13 protein-coding genes are annotated in these 17,491 nt (G+C 68.6%); 9 read left to right on the top strand and 4 right to left on the bottom strand.

The window, feature by feature from the left end:
• Positions 1-1,971, top strand: a complete 1,971-nt coding sequence (locus tag DB31_RS02880; RefSeq protein ID WP_044181554.1) for a LodA/GoxA family CTQ-dependent oxidase — start codon at positions 1-3, stop codon at positions 1,969-1,971.
• Positions 1,968-3,044 carry a tryptophan 7-halogenase gene (locus DB31_RS02875; RefSeq protein ID WP_052419667.1) on the top strand — a complete coding sequence of 359 codons (1,077 nt, stop codon included), beginning with the start codon at positions 1,968-1,970 and terminating at the stop codon, positions 3,042-3,044. Before DB31_RS02880 ends, DB31_RS02875 begins: the two co-directional genes overlap by 4 nt.
• A 7-nt stretch (positions 3,045-3,051) precedes the next feature.
• On the opposite strand, the gene DB31_RS02870 is transcribed toward DB31_RS02875, so the two are convergent.
• Both DB31_RS02870 and DB31_RS02865 read right to left on the bottom strand, forming a co-directional pair.
• Entirely contained in the window at positions 3,052-5,445 is a 2,394-nt protein-coding gene (locus DB31_RS02870) for a glycoside hydrolase family 31 protein (RefSeq protein ID WP_044181551.1), read from the bottom strand.
• Positions 5,446-5,609: 164 nt separating this feature from the next.
• The gene (locus DB31_RS02865) at positions 5,610-6,137 is read right to left on the bottom strand and encodes an OmpA family protein (protein ID WP_044181549.1); all 528 of its coding nucleotides are present in this window, start codon (positions 6,135-6,137) and stop codon (positions 5,610-5,612) included.
• A gap of 60 nt (positions 6,138-6,197) precedes the next feature.
• Here DB31_RS02865 and dgt point away from each other — a divergent pair, with 60 nt between their 5' ends.
• The 3 genes from dgt (at position 6,198) to DB31_RS02850 (ending at position 10,708) form a co-directional block, all read left to right on the top strand.
• Positions 6,198-7,619: a dGTP triphosphohydrolase gene (gene dgt / locus DB31_RS02860; RefSeq protein WP_052419697.1), complete on the top strand. Its 1,422-nt coding sequence runs from the start codon at positions 6,198-6,200 to the stop codon at positions 7,617-7,619.
• A 211-nt stretch (positions 7,620-7,830) separates the two neighbouring features.
• Positions 7,831-9,831: a S8 family serine peptidase gene (locus tag DB31_RS02855; RefSeq protein WP_052419666.1), complete on the top strand. Its 2,001-nt coding sequence runs from the start codon at positions 7,831-7,833 to the stop codon at positions 9,829-9,831.
• 202 nt (positions 9,832-10,033) lie between these two features.
• On the top strand, positions 10,034-10,708 hold the full coding sequence (locus tag DB31_RS02850; protein ID WP_044181546.1) for an SOS response-associated peptidase family protein: 675 nt from the start codon (positions 10,034-10,036) through the stop codon (positions 10,706-10,708).
• A gap of 10 nt (positions 10,709-10,718) precedes the next feature.
• Here DB31_RS02850 and DB31_RS02845 read toward each other — a convergent pair whose 3' ends face one another.
• Both DB31_RS02845 and DB31_RS02840 read right to left on the bottom strand, forming a co-directional pair.
• Positions 10,719-12,233, bottom strand: a complete 1,515-nt coding sequence (locus tag DB31_RS02845; protein WP_044181542.1) for a sigma-54-dependent transcriptional regulator — start codon at positions 12,231-12,233, stop codon at positions 10,719-10,721.
• Between the two features lie 128 nt (positions 12,234-12,361).
• Entirely contained in the window at positions 12,362-13,918 is a 1,557-nt protein-coding gene (locus DB31_RS02840; RefSeq protein WP_157231762.1) for a hypothetical protein, read from the bottom strand.
• Positions 13,919-14,105: 187 nt separating this feature from the next.
• On the opposite strand from DB31_RS02840, the gene DB31_RS02835 reads away from it, so the two are divergent.
• The 4 genes from DB31_RS02835 to DB31_RS02820 are packed head-to-tail and all read left to right on the top strand — an operon-like array spanning position 14,106 to position 17,488.
• Positions 14,106-14,861, top strand: a complete 756-nt coding sequence (locus DB31_RS02835; protein ID WP_044181536.1) for an OmpA family protein — start codon at positions 14,106-14,108, stop codon at positions 14,859-14,861.
• A gap of 21 nt (positions 14,862-14,882) precedes the next feature.
• Positions 14,883-15,317: a chemotaxis protein CheW gene (locus DB31_RS02830; protein WP_044181534.1), complete on the top strand. Its 435-nt coding sequence runs from the start codon at positions 14,883-14,885 to the stop codon at positions 15,315-15,317.
• A gap of 3 nt (positions 15,318-15,320) precedes the next feature.
• Entirely contained in the window at positions 15,321-15,695 is a 375-nt protein-coding gene (locus tag DB31_RS02825; RefSeq protein ID WP_044181532.1) for a hypothetical protein, read from the top strand.
• A complete protein-coding gene (locus DB31_RS02820; protein WP_044181529.1) occupies positions 15,692-17,488 on the top strand; it encodes a methyl-accepting chemotaxis protein in 1,797 nt (598 codons plus the stop codon). Before DB31_RS02825 ends, DB31_RS02820 begins: the two co-directional genes overlap by 4 nt.
• Positions 17,489-17,491 lie beyond the last annotated feature (3 nt).

Genomic DNA, 17,491 nt, shown 5'->3' with positions numbered 1-17,491 from the left:
ATGAGCACGCCTTTCGCAACTCCTACCGACACACGCATCGTTCGCGCGGCCATCCACCCCGCCATCGGCATCGCCCGGGTGGGTAACAGCACCCAGGGGGATGGTTACTACATCGGACCGCAGGTCACGACGCCGCCGCTGATGAAGCCCGAGGACATCCGCGACGCCACCGGCGCCATCAAGCGGCAGGGCGCGCTGTTCCGCCTCTACGGCTACAACGCGCAAGGCGAGGTGGTCCGGGAGCTCACCGCCGGCGAGCAGGGGATGTCCTTCGAGTGGACCGTGCACGTGGCGAATCGCAAGGCCGAGTGGTACGCCTTCGATTGCGCCATGGACATCCCGGAGGCCGCCACTCTCGCGGTGCCACTGCGCAACCCCGCGGTGCCAGCGGGGAAGCGCTCCTCGCTCGTGATCGACTCAGGGCCCAAGAGCATCTCCGGGACCTCCACCCAAGGTGCTGGCTATCAGCTCGACGGCGCCTTCCAAGGCACGCCGGTGAACCTCGGCGAGCTGCGCACCGACGCGAAGGGACGGCTGCTCTTTCTGGGGGGACACGGCAAGGCGGCGTCGCCCTCGGGCGCGCCTATCTACGACGAGAAGAATCAGTACGGCTTCAACAACGCCGACGGCTGGTACGACGACACCAGCGACGGCAGCGTGGCCGCCACACTGCAGATCGACGGCGCATCGATCCCCGTGGATCCCGCGTGGGTGGTGACTGCGCCCCCGGACTTCGCGCCCAACGCGGTGGGGTGGCGCACGCTCTATGATCTGCTCGAAGCGGTGAGCACCCAAGCGGGTTGGATTCCCTTTCCCAGCGAGATCCGCTTCAGCCGCGACGTGCTGCCGCTCCTGCAGCGGATGACCGGTCTGCAGTGGGTCAACCAGGGTTTTGCCGCGATGTTCGGCGCCAGCGGACCGCTGAACTTCGATGACCCGAACCTCATCGCCAGGCTGGCCACGCCGCGAGCCCAGGACGGCAGCGATCCGTGGCACGAGCTGCGCAATACGGTGTTCAATGCATTCCGGCCAACCCAGGGGCAATCGGCGACTCCCAGCACCTGGCCGTGGATCTACGGCGACGCGTATGGCACGGATACCAAGACCGCCCCCAATGTGTACCTGCAGCTCCCCGATGTGCAGGGCGCGATCCTGAAGAAGTGGGTGGACGGGGATTTTGTCGGCGATGAGGGGGCGCAGACGGAGCCGCCGCGGCGCATTGAGGACGTGCCCGTGGCACAGCAGCCGGCCATGCTCGACAAGGCTGCTCTGCACTTCTGCCTGGCCGACGCGTTCCATCCCGGCTGCGAGATGACGTGGCCCATGCGGCACGCGACCTTGTACATGGCGCCGTTCCGCATCCGCCACCGGACTCAGGGCGATCTCGGGCCCGAGATGGGCAGCACCATGAGCCAACAGACGGCGCTGGCGCCGAACGGCCCGCTCTACGGACAGCGGCCCGGCGACATCTCCCGGTGGATGGCGCTGCCCTGGCAGGAGGACACCACGTACTGCCGCTCGGGCTACGATCCCCAGTATGACCCCTACCTGCCCACCTTCTGGCCAGCGCGGGTACCCAACCAGGTGCTCATGCCCGAGGCCTACGCCAAGGTGATGGACGAGAGCCGGCCGTGGGCGGAGCGCATCGCGGCGTTCCAGGAACGGACCAACTGGCTGAGCCGCTTCACGTCGCCGTCGGTGGGCGTGAACTCCCAGCTCATGGTGGACACCTTCAGTGAGCAGGGAATCGTGCTGGCCATGCCCGGGGTGGACCACCCGGACCTGCCCAAGGTGATGTTCGTCGCCAACTTCCCCAAGGTGCCCGTGGGGCCCAGCCCCCAGAAGGCGCTGCTGGTGAAAGCCGCGGCCGGCCCCAGGCCCCGGCTCGACACCCGCCTGGCCCGCGCTGGCTGGAGCAGCGACGAGCAGTTGGAGGCCGCGCGGTCGGCGCGCTTTGGCCACAAGCCATGAGCAGCACCACGGATGTGCTGGTGGCGGGTGCGGGTCCGGCGGGGGCGGTGGCTGCCCTGGTCCTGGCCCGCGCGGGCCTCACGGTGCGTCTGATGGATGACTTGCCAGTGGAGCGTCTGGCGCCGCGCGTGGGCGAGTCCCTGCCCGGCGCTGCGCGGCCTCTCCTGCGGGATCTGGGGCTGGTCGAGATGGTGGACAGCACCCACGCCCTGGCGCCGGGCAACGTCAGCGCGTGGGGAAGCGACGCCCTCGTGCCCACCGATTTCATCCGCGATCCCCACGGCCCGGGTTGGCACCTGGACCGGAGCCTCTTCGACCAGCAACTCCGCACCGTGGCGCTGAACGCTGGCGCGCAGCTGCATCCAGGTCATGTCCGCGCCATCCGTGGCGCACCGCAAAGCTGGCAGGTGGTGAATACCCAGGGCGAATGTCTTGGCGCCCGCTTCGTCATTGACGCCACCGGCCGCTACGCCGCTATCGCTCGCCGGGTGGGCGCCAGACGCAGACGCGACACGCCGCTCATTGCCCTGCCTGCCTGGGCGTCCGCTGCCACGGAGGACGCGGAGATGCGCACGCTCGTGGAAGGGACGCAGGAGGGTTGGTGGTACAGCTCTCGTCTGCCGGGCGCGCAGCGAATCGCCGTGCTGCACACGACACCCGCCCACGCCCAGGCGATCCGCCGCAGCGCCACCGCGTGGCACGAAGCCCTCAGCGCCACCACGCATGTTCGCCGGCTGTGGCCGTCCCCGCTCCCTCCACCGGTGCGCGCCGTCGACGCCAGCGGCGCGGTCACCGATCCGCCCGCCGGACCTGGCTGGCTCGCTGTCGGTGACGCCTCCCTGGCCTTTGACCCTCTCAGCTCCCAGGGCCTGTTCCATGCCCTCTACACTGGCCTGCGCGGCGCCCAAGCTGTGCTTGCAGGTACGAGCGACGCCCTCGGCGCCTACGCTGCCCGCCTCACTTCGGTTCGCCGACGCTACCGGGAGCACCGCGCCATCGTCTACGCCATCGAGGATCGCTGGCCCACCGCGCCTTTTTGGCACACCGCGCGCGCGGCCGTGATGGCACCGTGAGCAGTTGTCAGACGTTCACCACGAGCCGGTCCCAGTCCACTCCCATCGGGATCTCGAGCACACCGTCCTTCCAGGCGCCCAGCTCCAGCGCGCCCGTGACGGAGCGCACGCCCTTGAGGCCATAGAGGTACAGCGTCTCCTGCTGCCGCACGGGAGCCAGCTTGCCCTGGACGCGGCGCTCGAGCGTGAAGCGGCCCCGGTCGAAGCTCCCCGTGATGAGCGAGAGGCGGGACTCCCCGTAGCCATCGCCCTCGTCCTCATAGAGCCGGGCACGCACGTCCGGGCCCACGTGGATGTGCCACTCAAGGTACGGCCAGTTCGCCGTCGTCGTGTGCAGCGCGGGCTTCGTGAGCGCCAGCGCTCCACCCGCCCGCAGCCAGGTGGGAATCGTGTTCAGCGGGCCGTCCGCGATGATGTGCTGGCCTCCCTCCTTCACCGAGCACGGCCGCTCCATGTTCGGCCACTCCAGCCACTGCCCCTTGGGCAGGTACACCATCCGCTTCGTCTGGCCCGGCTTGGTGATGGGCGCCACCATCAAATCCCTCCCGAAGAGGAACTGATCGAACGCCTGCAGCGCCTCCGTGTCCGCCGGGTCCAGCATCATCAGCGGGCGCAGCACCGGCAGGCCATTCTCCGCCGCCTCGTGCATCAGCGAGTACAGCGTGGGCAGCAACCGGTAGCGTCGCTCCAGCGCCGCCTTGGCCAGCTCCAAGTGCTGCGGCCCGAAGCGCCACGGCTCCTGGAAGGGCATCGGCTTCGCCGCGTGGTTGCGCATCAGCGGATAGAACGTGCCGAGCTGCGTCCACCGCGCGAACAGCTCCGCGCTCGGCCGGCCGATGAAGCCCGGGATGTCCACCCCTGTGAACGCCACCCCTGACAACCCCAGCCCCATGAGCATCGGCATGGACAGCTCCAGGTGCTCCCAGTGGCTCGAGTTGTCTCCCGTCCACGCCGCCGCGTAGCGCTGGATTCCCGCATAGCCCGCGCGCGTCAGCAGGAACGGACGCCGCTGGGGCGCATGCCGCCGGAAGCCCTCGAAGGCTGCCTGCGTCATCGCCATGCCGTAGACGTTGTGCACCTCGACGTGCCGCCGCTTCCCGTGCCTCGCCGCGTAGGGCAGCGTCTTGCCCTCGCGCCGCTTGGCTTCCTCCATTCGCCCGCCCATCGCCGACACGCTCCCGCCCGCTTCGAGCAGCTCGAAGCACGCTGGCTCGTTCATGTCGTTCCAGAAGCCCGCGATGCCTTGCTCGAGGAACTCCTGGTGCAGGTCCCCCCACCAGTACCGGACCTCCTCGCGCGTAAAGTCCGGGAACACCGCCGGCCGGGCCCACACCTCGCCCAGCAGCACGTCCCCGCTGTCCGCTCGCACCAGGAAGTCCTGCTCCTTCGCCTCCTCGTAGATGGGGTAGCTCTCCTGGGCCTTCACGTTGGGGTTGATGATGGGCACCACCCGCACGCCCGCGCTTGCCGCCTCGCGTGTCAGCCCCTGCGGATCCGGAAAGCGCGTCCGGTCCCACGTCCACACCTTGAAGGCATCCAGGTAGTCGATGTCCAGGTACACCACGTCCAGGGGCAGCCCTCGTGTGCGGTAGGCCTGGATGACGCCGCGGATGTCATCCGCGGTCTCGTAGCCCCAGCGCGACTGCTGCGCCCCCAGGCTCCACAGCGGAGGCAGCGGCGGGCGCCCTGTCAGCGTCACGTACCGGCGCACCACGTCCGCCGGGTGCGGACCCGCGAAGAGGTACACGTCCAGCTCTGGGCCCCAGCTCTCCCAGCGCACCCGGTCTGGCTCCCCGTACGCCACGTCCACCTCGGAGCGCCACGGCTCGTCCAGGAAGAACCCCCAGGCGACCCCCTCGCGCAGCCCCAGGCAGAAAGGAATGGAGATGTAGAGCGGATCCGTGTCCGGGTGGTGCGGCATCACGTCCGTGTTCCAGAACGTGAAGCGCATCCCCCGCTTGTCCAGCGCGCCCACCTTCTCGCCAAAGCCCAGGTACGCCTCGCCCGGAGGCGCATTCAGCGCCAGCCGCGAGCGGTGGTGGCTCAGCGGCATGTTGGGGTGCGACTCTCCGGACACCGACTCGCAGCGCACCAGCTCCCGGCCATGCGTGTCTCGCAGGGTCCAGGTCCCCGTGGAGGCCGCCAGCTCCAGCGAGAGGCCCTCCACGGTGACGAGGAACGTGCCCGAGTCCTCGTTCACCTGGAGCGGCAGGTTCTGGTCCGTGACGACCGCCCAGGATTGCTTGGGAGCGAGCTGAGGATGGGCAAAGCCGAAGCTTGCCGAGGAGGGCGCGTGCCGGATGCGCAGCACGCCCGGCATGGGACACCGCACCTCCAGCGCGGCACGTGCTCCCCAGAGGTGCAGGCGGGTCGGCTCGAAAGCGGATTCATCCAGGCGCATGGCCCAATTGTATGGATGCTGGCCGGGCAGGCGACTCCAATCGGATGGGGACCTGAGAAGTTGAGCGCTATCCCAGGCCCGCTTCTCTGTGACGCAGTGTTCCGCCAAGCCCTGGGGCCGCCCCCCTTCGACCCTTGCTGGCCGAGGGGGCCCACGGCCTTCGGTCAGAACCGGACCTGGATCTCGTAGCGCCGGTTCTTCGCCTTCTTCGCGGCCGTGTTGTCCGGCTTCACCAGCATCTGCTCCGAGCCGCGCCCGATGGCGATGATTTCACTCTGGGGAACGCCGCGCGCCACCAGCTCCTTCACGATGACGGCCGCGCGCTTCTCGCTCAGCTGCTTGTTCTTCGCCGCGTCGCCAGACGAGTCCGTGTGGCCGGAGACCTCGAACTTGTAGTTCTTGACCCCCGAGGAATCGAGCTGCTTCTTCGCGTCCACCAGCGCGTTGGACAGGTTCTTCAGCTTCTGGTCACAGCCCGGCTCCAGCACGTCCGTGCCGGACTTGAAGCTGCACTGGTTCTTGCTGGCCTCGTCCTTCAGCTTCGCGTTGACCTTCTTCTCCAGCGTTCCCTTGGTCGTCTCCTCCACCTTCTTGCCTGCGGCGTTCTTGAACTTGTCGAGCGGGCTCTGAGCCAGGGCCATGCCCGGAACCGCCAGAAACGACACAGCGACACACAGTGCCTTCAGCCTCATTGCTACCTCCCGGTAAGAGAATCAGGATGCGCCGCCAGCAATTTGGAGGACGCGCCCACCGTGAGCAAGGAACGAAACGAGCGATGGAAGCAGCTGTTGTCGGGACAGCGCCTCGGTTCCCGCTACCCGCCCCGAGTCAATGAGGAGCGCACCGAGTACGACATTGACTATGACCGCATCGTCTTCTCCAGCGCCTTCCGGCGGCTGCACGACAAGACCCAGGTTTTCCCGCTCTCCACCAGCGACTACACGCGGACGCGGCTGACCCACAGCATCGAAGCCTCGTGCGTGGGGCGCACGCTGGGGCAGCTCGCGGGCAAGGCCCTGAATCGCCAGGGCGTGGAGGTGGAGCCTGCCCATCTGGGCACGATCGTCGCCGCGGCATGCCTTGCGCACGACATCGGCAATCCGCCGTTTGGCCACTCGGGAGAGGCCGCCATCCAGCACTGGGCCGAGCAGAAGCTTCCCGCCTGGCCGCCCAAGCCCTCGGGCCCACCGAGCTTCTTTGCCTCCGAGGCCGAGTGGCAGGACCTCATGCGCTTCGAGGGCAACGCGCAGGGCTTCCGCATCCTCAACCGGCTCCAGGCCCGCGAGCGCAAGGGCGGCATGCGCTACACCGTCGCCACGCTGGGCGCCATGAGCAAGTACCCGAGTCCCTCCGTCATCCCAGGCCGGGCACGGGACAAGCAGTTCATCTCGGAGAAGAAGTTCGGGTACTTCCAGGACGACGCGGAGCTGGCGCGCGAGGCCTTCAAGGAGCTCGCTCTGGCCGAGCGCGCTCCGGGCTCCTTTGCTCGTCACCCGCTGGCCTTCCTCGTCGAGGCCGCGGATGACATCTGCTACACGGTCATCGACCTGGAGGACTCGGCCATGCTGGGCCTCATCCCCATGGACACGGCTTGCTCGCTGCTAGAGGGGCTGGCGCGGATGAAGGAGTCAGGCCCCTCCGCGCAGGAGCCCCCGCCGGAGGGCCCGCAGACTGAGCTCCAGTCCGAGAGCCGCCTGGGCGTGCTGCGCTCGGGCGCCATTGGGGTGCTCATCCAGGAGTGCGTGGCCGTGTTCTCCGAGACTGTCCAGGAGATGGAGCAGGGGCGCTGGGAGAAGTCACTCGTCTCCGTGCGCGAGTCCATGTCGAGCCGCGTGGACGCCATCCGGAACATCACCCGTGAGAAGGGCTACCAGAGCGAGCGTGTGCTGCAGATCGAGAGTGCGGGCTTCAAGACCCTGGGCGGGCTGCTGGACATGTTCGCCTCCTCCATCGTCACGGACGCTCCCAACAAGGAGGAGAAGAAGCTGCGCCAGCTGCTCCCGCTCGAGTTCCTCCAGAGGCCAGGCGGACACGAGCTGGATCGCAACAAGGCCATCAGCAACCTCACCCCGTACCAGCGCTTGCTCTGTGTCACCGACTACATCTCCGGCATGACCGACGGCTTCGCCGTGGAGCTCTACCAGCGGCTGTCCGGCATCAAACTTCCGGCCTGAACCGGCCCGAAGCTCGGAGGCAGGTGTTACTGAGTTACAGTAGCTCAAAAATGGAAAATTTTGCTCTTGCGACAATCAAAGTCATACATGTAAACCTGACGAATTCGACTTAGCGGGGATTGACCGAAAGGAATTGGGGCCTGTACCTTCACGCGCCGTGTCATCCCGGCGCTCCGCGGCGCCACTTCTTTCTCTCATCCCCCGAGGTCGTATGAAGCGCATCAAGCAAGCTGCGTGCACCCTCTCGTTCCTGGCAGTCACCGCATGCGGTGGCATGGAAGGCCAGGAGTTCCTGGACGAAGAGCCGAAGGTCGGCCAGGTGGCCCAGCTCCTGCGGAGCTCGAAGCCCGTCCCTGGCGAGTACATCGTCGTGCTGAAGAACGAGCTCAAGGAGGTAGCGCAGCTCGGCTCGGAGAGCATCGCGCAGGAAGTGGCGCTCAAGCACGGCGGGCAGGTGCTCCACTCCTATAAGGCGGCGCTCAAGGGCTTCACGCTGCGGCTGTCCGAGGCGCAGGTCCAGAAGCTGCTGCAGGATCCTCGCGTGGCCTACGTGCAGGAGAACGGCTACGTGCAGGTGGGTGCCACCCAGACGGGCGCCACCTGGGGCATCGACCGCATCGATCAGACGAGCCTGCCGCTGAACCAGACCTACACCTACAACAACGACGCGAGCGGCGTGCACGCGTACATCGTGGACACGGGCGTGCGGCTGACGCACAGCCAGTTCACGGGCCGCATGGGCAACGGGTTCGACGCCATCACCACGGGCGGCACCGGCGCGGACTGCCACGGCCATGGCACGCACGTGGCGGGCACGGTGGGCGGCACCACCTGGGGCGTCGCCAAGGGCGTAACGATCCACCCGGTGCGCGTGCTGGACTGCAGCGGCTACGGCACGGACGCGCAGGTGATCGCCGGCATCGAGTGGGTGGTGCAGAACCACGTCAAGCCGGCCGTGGCGAACATGAGCCTCGGTGGCGACGCCTCGCAGCCTCTGGATGACGCGGTCACCGCCGCCGTCAACGCGGGCATCGTGTTCGCCGTCGCCGCGGGCAACGACAGCACCAACGCTTGCAACTACTCGCCGGCCCGCGCCCCGGCAGCCATCACCGTGGGCTCCACCACGAGCAGCGATGCGCGCTCCTCGTTCTCCAACTACGGCACGTGCCTGGATATCTTCGCGCCGGGCTCGAGCATCACCTCGGCCTCCAACAGCAGCAACACGGGCTCCACCTCCATGAGCGGCACCTCCATGGCCAGCCCGCACGTGGCCGGCGCGGCGGCGCTGTACCTGGGCGCCAACCCCACCGCCACGCCGCAGCAGGTGCGTGACGCGCTGGTGAGCAACGGCACTCAGAACAAGGTGACCAGCCCCGGCACGGGCTCGCCGAACGTGCTGCTGTACACCAGCTTCATCGGCGGCGGCACGCCTCCTCCGGTGGACACCACGGCGCCGAGCACCTCCATCACCTCGCCGGCCGGGGGCGCTACGCTGGGCGGCACCGCCACCATCAGCGCCAGCGCCTCGGACAACGTGGGCGTGACGAAGGTGGAGTTCTACTCGGGCACCACGCTGCTGGGCTCGGACACCAGCTCGCCGTACAGCTTCGACTGGAACACCGCGACGGTGGCCAATGGCACCTACTCGCTGACGACGAAGGCGTTCGATGCGGCCGGCAACACGGCCACCTCCGCGCCGGTGTCTGTCTCGGTGAACAACACCACGGGCAGCTGCTCCACCGCGACCCAGTTGCTCATCAACCCGGGCTTCGAGGGCACCTCGGGCTGGACCACCAGCTCGGGCGTCATCAACGCGACGACCAGCGGCAGCGCGCCGTACGCGGGCACCTCCAAGGCGTGGCTGAACGGCTACGGCAGCGCTCGTACCGACTACGCCTACCAGCAGATTTCCATCCCGGCGACTGCGTGCAGCGCCTCGCTGACGTTCTTCGTGAAGATCACCACGTCGGAGACCACCACGGCGACGGCCTACGACAAGCTGGCCATCCAGGTCCGCGACAGCGCGAACACCGTGAAGGCGACGCTGGCCACCTACAGCAACCTGGATAAGTCCACGGCCTACGCGCAGAAGACCTTCGATTTGTCCGCGTACAAGGGCCAGACGATCCGCATCTACTTCAACGGCACCGAGGACGCGTCGGCCGCCACGAGCTTCTTCCTCGATGAGGCCGGGGTGAACATCACCCAGTAGTCCACGGCCTCTGGCAATGTCTTCCCGGCGTGGGAACGGAGCGCTCCGGTCCCACGCCGGTTTTCTTTGCGGGGGCAGCCAGGACGCACTCGAGGAGACGCTGGCCCGGCTGGCGGGTCCCTCGACGACCTTCCTGGAGGGCTTCGCTGCTCCCCCCGAGTAGTGCTTGGAGTGGCCGCTCGGCGGGGCGATACTCCGGCCCATGTGTGGACGTGTGACCGTTCAGACCCCTGCGGTGGACCTCGCGCGTGAGTTCGGCCTTGCCGGTATCCGCAATGCCATCGAGCGTCCCCGGTTCAATCTGGCCCCGACGCAGATGATGCCCATCGTCGCCAATGACGGGCAGCGGATGCTGGATACGTACCGCTGGGGGCTCATCCCTGGCTGGGCGAAGGACGCGTCCATCGCCAACAAGCTCATCAACGCGCGCTGCGAGACGGTGGCCGAGAAGCCCAGCTTCCGCTCGGCGCTCAAGCGCAAGCGCTGCCTGGTGCTCGTCGACGGCTACTACGAGTGGAAGCAGTCCACGAAGCCGAAGACGCCGTTCTTCTTCCACCGCAAGGACCGGAAGCCGCTCGCGCTCGCTGGGCTGTGGGAGGAGTGGACCTCTCCCGAGACGGGCGAGGTGATTCGCACCTGCTGCCTCATCACCACGGGCCCCAACGCGCTCGTGACCCCCATCCACGATCGGATGCCCGTCATCCTCTCGAAGGAGGGGCAGGAGCAGTGGCTGCGTCCGGAGCCGCAGGAGGCCGCGGCCTTGATGCCGTTGCTGGTGCCCTACGCGGAGGACGCTCTCGACATGTACGAGGTGGCGCGCGTGGTGAACTCGCCCAGCAACGACGTGCCCGAGTGCATCGAGCGCGTCGCGGCCTGAGGCTCTGTCCTCACTCTCCGCTGGGGCCCTGCGTGGGCTCCTTGTCCGCCGCGCTCCGCCGCAGGCCCAGGGCCTTCATCTTCTTGTAGAAGTGGCCGCGCTCCAGGTCCAGGAGGCGCGCGGCCTCCGTCACGTTGTCCTGCGTGTGCGCCAGCGTGTGGAGGATGATCTCCCGCTCCGCGTCCTCCACCTGCTCCCGGAAGGTGCGGTCCACCCGGGGACGGAAGCCCACTTGGGGCGCCGGCTCGGGAGCACGGGTGGGAGCCGCCTCGGAGGGAGGTGAGGCTGGCGCCATGGGGGGCGCCACCGCCGGGAAAACCGCCGAGGGAGCGGCCGGGGAGGGGATCGGCACTGCGCCTCCTCTGCCTCGGGGGAGCAACTCCACGGCCTCGGGGCCTGAGACCACCGGGCCCTCACAGAGGATGGCCAGCCGCTCCACCAGGTTGCGCAGCTCGCGCACGTTGCCTGGGTAGTCGTACGAGGCCATCACCGACAGCGCCTCCGGCGACAGCTTCAGCGGCTTGCGCCCATTGCGCGCGCACGACTCCGTCAGGAAGGTGTCGATCAGATCCGGCAGGTCCTCGCGCCGCTCCCGGAGAGGAGGGGAGTGAATCTGCACCACGTTGATGCGGTAGTAGAGGTCCTCGCGGAAGTGGCCGTCCGCGATCTCCTTCTCCAGGTTCTTGTTCGTCGCGGCGATGACCCGCACGTCCACCTTGATTGTCTCCGCGCCGCCCACGCGCTCCAGCTCGCCCTCTTGCAGCACCCGCAGCAGCTTGGCCTGCATGGCGGACGGCATGTCGCCAATCTCGTCCAGGAAGAGCGTCCCCGCGTGCGCCAGTTCGAACTTGCCGCGCCGCACGCTCACTGCTCCGGTGAAGGCGCCCTTCTCGTGGCCGAACAGCTCGCTCTCGATGAGTTCGTGCGGCACCGCCGCGCAGTTGAGCTTCACGAACGGCTCGTTCTTGCGCCGCGAGTGCTGGTGCAGCGCCCGCGCGATCAGCTCCTTGCCCGTGCCGTTCTCACCCGTGATGAGGACGCGGCCCTCGGAGGGCGCCGTGCGCTGGATGAGCGAGAAGATGCGCTGCATGGCCGGCCCCGTGCCCACCATGTCGTAGCGGCCCAGCTGTGCCCGCAGCTCCTGCAGCTCCTCGATGACCGCCTGGTGCTTGAGCACGTTGCGCAGCGCCACCAGCAGCCGGTCCCGCGCGATGGGCTTCTCCAGGAAGTCCCTCGCCCCGAGCTGCGTGGCCTTCACCGCCGTGTCGATGGTCCCGTGCCCCGACATCATGATGACGGGCAGCTCCGGCTTCATCTCGTGCAGGCGCCCCAGCGCCGTGAGCCCATCCATGTCCGGCATCTTCACGTCCATCAGCACTGCGTCCACCGGCCGCGCCGAGGCCACGTCCAGCGCCACCTGCCCGGAGCTCGCCAGCTCTGTGTGGTACCCGGCCAGCTGCAGCGACTGGCTCAGCGTGAGCAGGATGTTCTTCTCGTCATCGACGATCAGCACGGACGCGGGCATGAAGCGTGGACCTCGGGGCGCGGGGTGTGGCCAGCGGGCCACACTGTTCGAGAAAGGGTGAGAGGATTCAAGGACTTCGGCGCTACAGGGTCCAGCATGATGCAAGGGAGCGGCCGAACGCTCCCGGCTCAGCGGGTGTGGATGAGGACCGTGAAGCCCGCCACCTCGAGCCGCTCGTAGCGGGCGTGGATGCTCCGGAGGAAGCTCTCGAGGTACTCCGGCTGCGCCCGGGGCTCGGAGGGGTGGAAGACGAAGGCCACCTTCTTCGCCCGGTCGAACGCTTCCCGGTAGGGAGGGTAGCGGTCCTCGGCGGGCTCGAGCGGTATGAGGACCGGGTTCTCCTCGAAGAGAAAGGTGAGCCGGTACGCGAGCCAGTAGTGCGCCCCGCCCGCCGTGACGCCCTTCTCCCGCAGCACCCGCGCCACCTCCATCTCCTCCTGGGCCACCCCTCGCGCATCGAGCCGGGGCAGTGGGCCGTCCACGTACAGCCCGTAGCTCAGCCATCCACCCACGGCCGCACTGAGGACGTACGGAGTCATCGCCCAGGTGAAGCGGCGGGTTCTCAGCCAGAGGGCCGCCGGGGCCAGCGCGAAGGGGGCGAACCAGACGATGGGCGCCAGGTACCGCGCCGACCACATGTCTGCGGGCATCGAGGACACCAGAAAGCCACCCACGGCCGCCCCGCTCACCGCTGCTCCGAGGAGCCCCAGCCGTCGCGCGCCCCAGGGCAGCCGCCGGAAGAACAGCGAGAGCCCGCCGACGATGATTCCCAGCACGAGCAGCCCCGCCCCGACCTTCTGGACGAGGGCGAAGGGCAGGGGGGCCTCCCAGCGGTCCGGATAGAGGTGGTGGCCTGGTACGTAGACGCCGTAGCCCAGCACCCAGGGCAGACAGGTGTCCCACAGCAGGCGGGCATTGCGCTCCAGCGGCTCGAGGGAGAGGTGCGTCGTGGAGGCCGAGGCCCCCGCGTGCTGCCGCAGCCACTGGAGGCTGAGCCACCCCACCGCTCCACCCGCCACGGTGGCTGCCAGCCGCCGCGCCCCGCCCGCCAGCCCCGGCCACGCATCCACGCAGCACGCGAGCGCGAAGATGCCAAAGGCGGGCATGAGCTGCAGCGTGTACAGATCCAGGTAGAGCGCCAGCGGCCCCATGAGCGCGCCCAGGGCGTAGCGCCGCAGCGGGCGCTCAGAGGCAGCCGCCCCATCCAGCAGCCACAGCCCCACGAAGATGCAGGTGATGCTCCACTGGCGCGGGGCATAGAGCACCACCGCGCTGATGGCCTGGGGCGTGAAGACCACGGGCAGGGTGGCCACCAGCCCCAGCGCCGCTCCCACCCGCTTCTGGAGGATGTCGAAGGTGAGCACCTCCACCAGCACGTGGCCCGCCAGCGGCACCAGCATCAGCACCAGAGGGGAGGAGCCCGCCACCTGGAAGGCCAGCGCCGTGATGAGGGCATCGAACGAGCCCTGGTAGCCCGCGCCCCAGAGGAACCAGGACCCTTCCCCTTGGAGCATGTGGCGCGCCTGAAGCCCCACCACCGCCGCATCCGAGTGCACCCCGCGCGCGTTGAGCAGCGCCGGCAGGCGGAACAGCAGCGTGGCCACCAGCAACAGCCACAGCCCGGCCAGCACCTGCCCCCGTGTCGAAGGTAGGGGCTCGAACGAAGGGGAGGAAGACGCGGCCATGCGGACCCGGGGAACTGTTCCGAAATGAATGAGGTGATTCAAGGTTTTCCCGTCGACGGAACAGAAGCCAAAAGCCTCCCCCTCTGTTGACCCAATTGCGTTGACTCACTTGCCTCCTTGGGTCTAGACGCGAGCGCGGCGTCCCGTCCCAGGACGGGCACTCATTCGACGGATTTCGGAGGGAACGATGCGTAGGATTTCGATGGTGGCAGGGCTCGCTCTCGCCATGGCGTTCATGACGGGCTGCCCCAAGCCCTACCCCAACTGCGACAACGACGAGGCGTGCCAGTCCCACGGCGAGGTCTGCGTCCAGGGGCAGTGCCAGGAGTGCGCCACCGATGCCAACTGCAAGGAAGGCTTCTCCTGCCAGGCCAACAAGTGCGTCCCCAAGGCCCCCGAGTGCACCACCGACACCGCGTGCGGTGATGGCCGCATCTGCGAGGCGGGCAAGTGCGCCCCAGCCCAGTGCAAGGGCGACACCCAGTGCCCCTCCGGCAGCAAGTGCGAGCGCGGCCGCTGCCAGGCGCCGCAGAACACCTGCTCCTCCAGCGCCGACTGCGGCGAGGGCCAGGAGTGCAAGGCCGGCCAGTGCGTGGCCGGTGGCCCCAAGCAGTGCAACTGGGAGCCCATCCGCTTCGGCTTCAATGAGGCCACGCTGAGCTCCGAGGGCCAGAGCCGCCTGTCCGAGCTGGCCGACTGCATCAAGTCCACCAAGGCCTCCGGGAAGATCACCCTGGAGGGCCACGCGGACGATCGCGGCACCGAGGAGTACAACCTCCAGCTCTCCAACCGCCGCGCCGCCTCGGTCAAGCGCTACCTGGTCGACCTGGGCATCCCCTCCAAGAGCCTGGACACCGTGGGCTACGGCGAGACTCGCCCGCTTAACCAGGCCTCAGACGAGGAAGCGTGGAGCCAGAACCGCCGCGTCGAGTTTCGCCGTTGATCTGAGGTAGGCTGTCGCCCGATGGCCGTCTCTGAGTCTGAAGGGCGACAATCCTACCTTGTGTTTGCATGTGGGAGCAGCTGGTACGCGGTGCCTGCGGAGAGCGCGGCGGAGGTGGTTACCTTCCCGGAGCTCACGCGGGTGCCGGGGGCTCCTGCCTATTTGCTGGGCGTCTTCGCGCACCGGGGTGAGGTGATCCCCGTGGTGGACATGGGGCTGCTGGTGGGAACCGGCAGCCAGTCCACCAAGCGCGCGGTGCTCGTCCGGCTGCCCCGGGGCTCGCTGGCGTTGACGGCGAGCACGGTGGCCGGTGTGTCCCTGGTGTCCGGCAGCCTGGAGCCGTTGGGCTCCAGTGGCGTGCACGTGCACCTGCGCGGCCCGGCCAAGGGTGCCCAGCGGGATGTGGCGGTGATTGATACCGACGGGCTCTTCGATCACCTCAGCCAGGGAGCCTGAGCCATGCAGGGGCTTCAGGTCAGCGGCACGCTCTTGTGCCATGCCGGGCCACACCGCATCGCCTTCCCGGCGGTGGATGTCGCCGTCATTGACGTGCCCTCTCTGCACGCGGGGCGCTCGCGCTCGGCGAGCCAGGCCTTCGGGCTGCCGGCGGGGGCCTCGCGCGTGCTGCTGGCGCCCTCGGGAGAGACGGTGGGAGTGGACACGCTGGAGATCGACGCGGAGGTGCACCGCGTGCTGCCCGCGCCTCGGGTGCTGGAGCGCGTGGCGGGTGGGTGTCTGATTGGCTTCATCGCCGTGCGAGGGGAGCTCTGGCCGCTGGTGCGGCTGGTGGAGTTCGAGCACTTCCTGTCGGATGCTGCCCGGGAGGCCGCATGAGCACGCCCACGGGAATCCAAGGGCTGGCGCAGTGGCTGACGCGGCCCTCGTGGCTCGTCGGTGGGCTGGGGCTGGTGCTCGGGCTGTCCTATGGGCAACTGGAGTACACGCCGCCCGCGGGCGCGTGGCGCGCCTACTTCTTCCTGGTGGCGCTGGCGGTGGCGCTGGCGCTGGGGCTGTCGCGCATCCTCGAGCGGCGCGCGCTGCGCACGCTCTGGGCGGTGGGGAAGGGCAAGGTGCCCGCCACGCCGGACAACCTGCGCCAGGCGCTGCAGGAAGCGCGCGCCATGCCGGAGCGCTGCTTCTGGTTCACGCTGCTGGGCTGGTGCGGTGGCTCGCTGCTGGTGGCCCTGGCCTTCCCGCCCCTGGTGAACGAGCCGTGGAACGTGAGCCTGCGCATCGCCCTGGTGGTGATGGCGCTGGGGCCCCTGAGCGCGCTGCTCGTCCACCTGCTGGTGATGCGCCGCAGCCGCACGGCGGCCGATCGCATCGCCAACGAGGGTTTGTCCGCGCTGGAGTTCATCGAAGCGGTGCCTCCCCGGCGGCAGAAGCTGCGCCGCCGGTTGCTGACCTTCACCGCCATCGCGGTGCTGTGCCCCTCCTTCTTCATCCTGGATGTGTCCATCTCCCGGGCGGTACGGGTGATGGACGAGATCCTCCAGGCCCAGAGCCCGGAGGCGCAGGCGGCCGTGGTGGCGCGGGCCCGGAGCGAGCACAACCTGGCGCTGGGGCTGCTGTCGGGCTTCGTCATCCTGCTGGTGCTGGGCACCGCGTATGCGGCCGGCTCCGCCCTGTCCGAGCCGCTGCGCGCCATCACCGAGGACGCCACGCGCATCGCGAAGGGAGACCTGCGGCCGCCGCGCGTCATCCCCGCGGAGGATGAGGTGTGGGCCGCTTCGGCCGCCTTCGTGCAGATGCAGGCCCAGTTGGGGCAGGCGCTGGCGCAGATGCGGCGCGCGGGCATGCAGATCTCCAGCACCACCGAGCAGCTGGTGGCCACCTCCACGGAGCAGGAGTCGGGCGCGGACGAGCAGTCCAGCTCCCTCAATGAGACGAGCGCCACCACGGAGGAGCTGGCCCGGAGCGCGCAGCAGATCGCCGGCAACTCGGATTCCGTGGCGGGCATCGCCGAGCGCACCTTCGCCGCGGCCCAGAATGGCCAGCGCAACGCCGCCGCCTTCCTCACCGCCATGCAGCGGATGAAGGAGGACAACCAGTCCATCGCGGACGCGGTGGTGCGGCTCAACAAGCGCGTGCAGCAGATCGGCAAGGTGGTCGAGTTCATCAACGAGATCGCCGACAAGTCGGACCTGCTGGCGCTCAACGCGGAGCTGGAGGGCACCAAGGCCGGTGAGGTGGGCCGGGGCTTCTCGCTGGTGGCCGCGGAGATGCGCCGCCTGGCGGAGAACGTCATCCGCTCCACGCGCACCATCGAGCAGCTGATTGAAGAGATCCGCGATGCGACGCACGCGGCGGTGATGGCCACGGAGGCGGGGTTGAAGACGACGGACGCGGGCACGCTGCTGGCCGCGCAGGTGGACGAGAGCCTCAGCCTCATCCTCGAGCTGGCGCGGCAGACCTCGCACGCGGTGCGCTCCATCTCGCTGGCCACCCAGCAGCAGCAGACGGGCACCGACCAGCTGGCCGCCGCCATGGGCGACATTCTTCGCGTCACCGAGCAGAACGCCTCGGCCACCAAGCAGATGGTGGCGGCCAACAGCGATCTGTCCACGCTGGCGCGCGACCTCAAGTTGGTGGTGGAGCGCTTCCAGCTGGCCGGGAGAGAGGGCTAGCCG

The organism is Hyalangium minutum (genome assembly GCF_000737315.1).
GTDB classification, from domain to species: domain Bacteria; phylum Myxococcota; class Myxococcia; order Myxococcales; family Myxococcaceae; genus Hyalangium; species Hyalangium minutum.
Note: the sequence above shows the minus strand (reverse complement) of the source record. Positions and strands in the feature narration are given on the sequence as shown.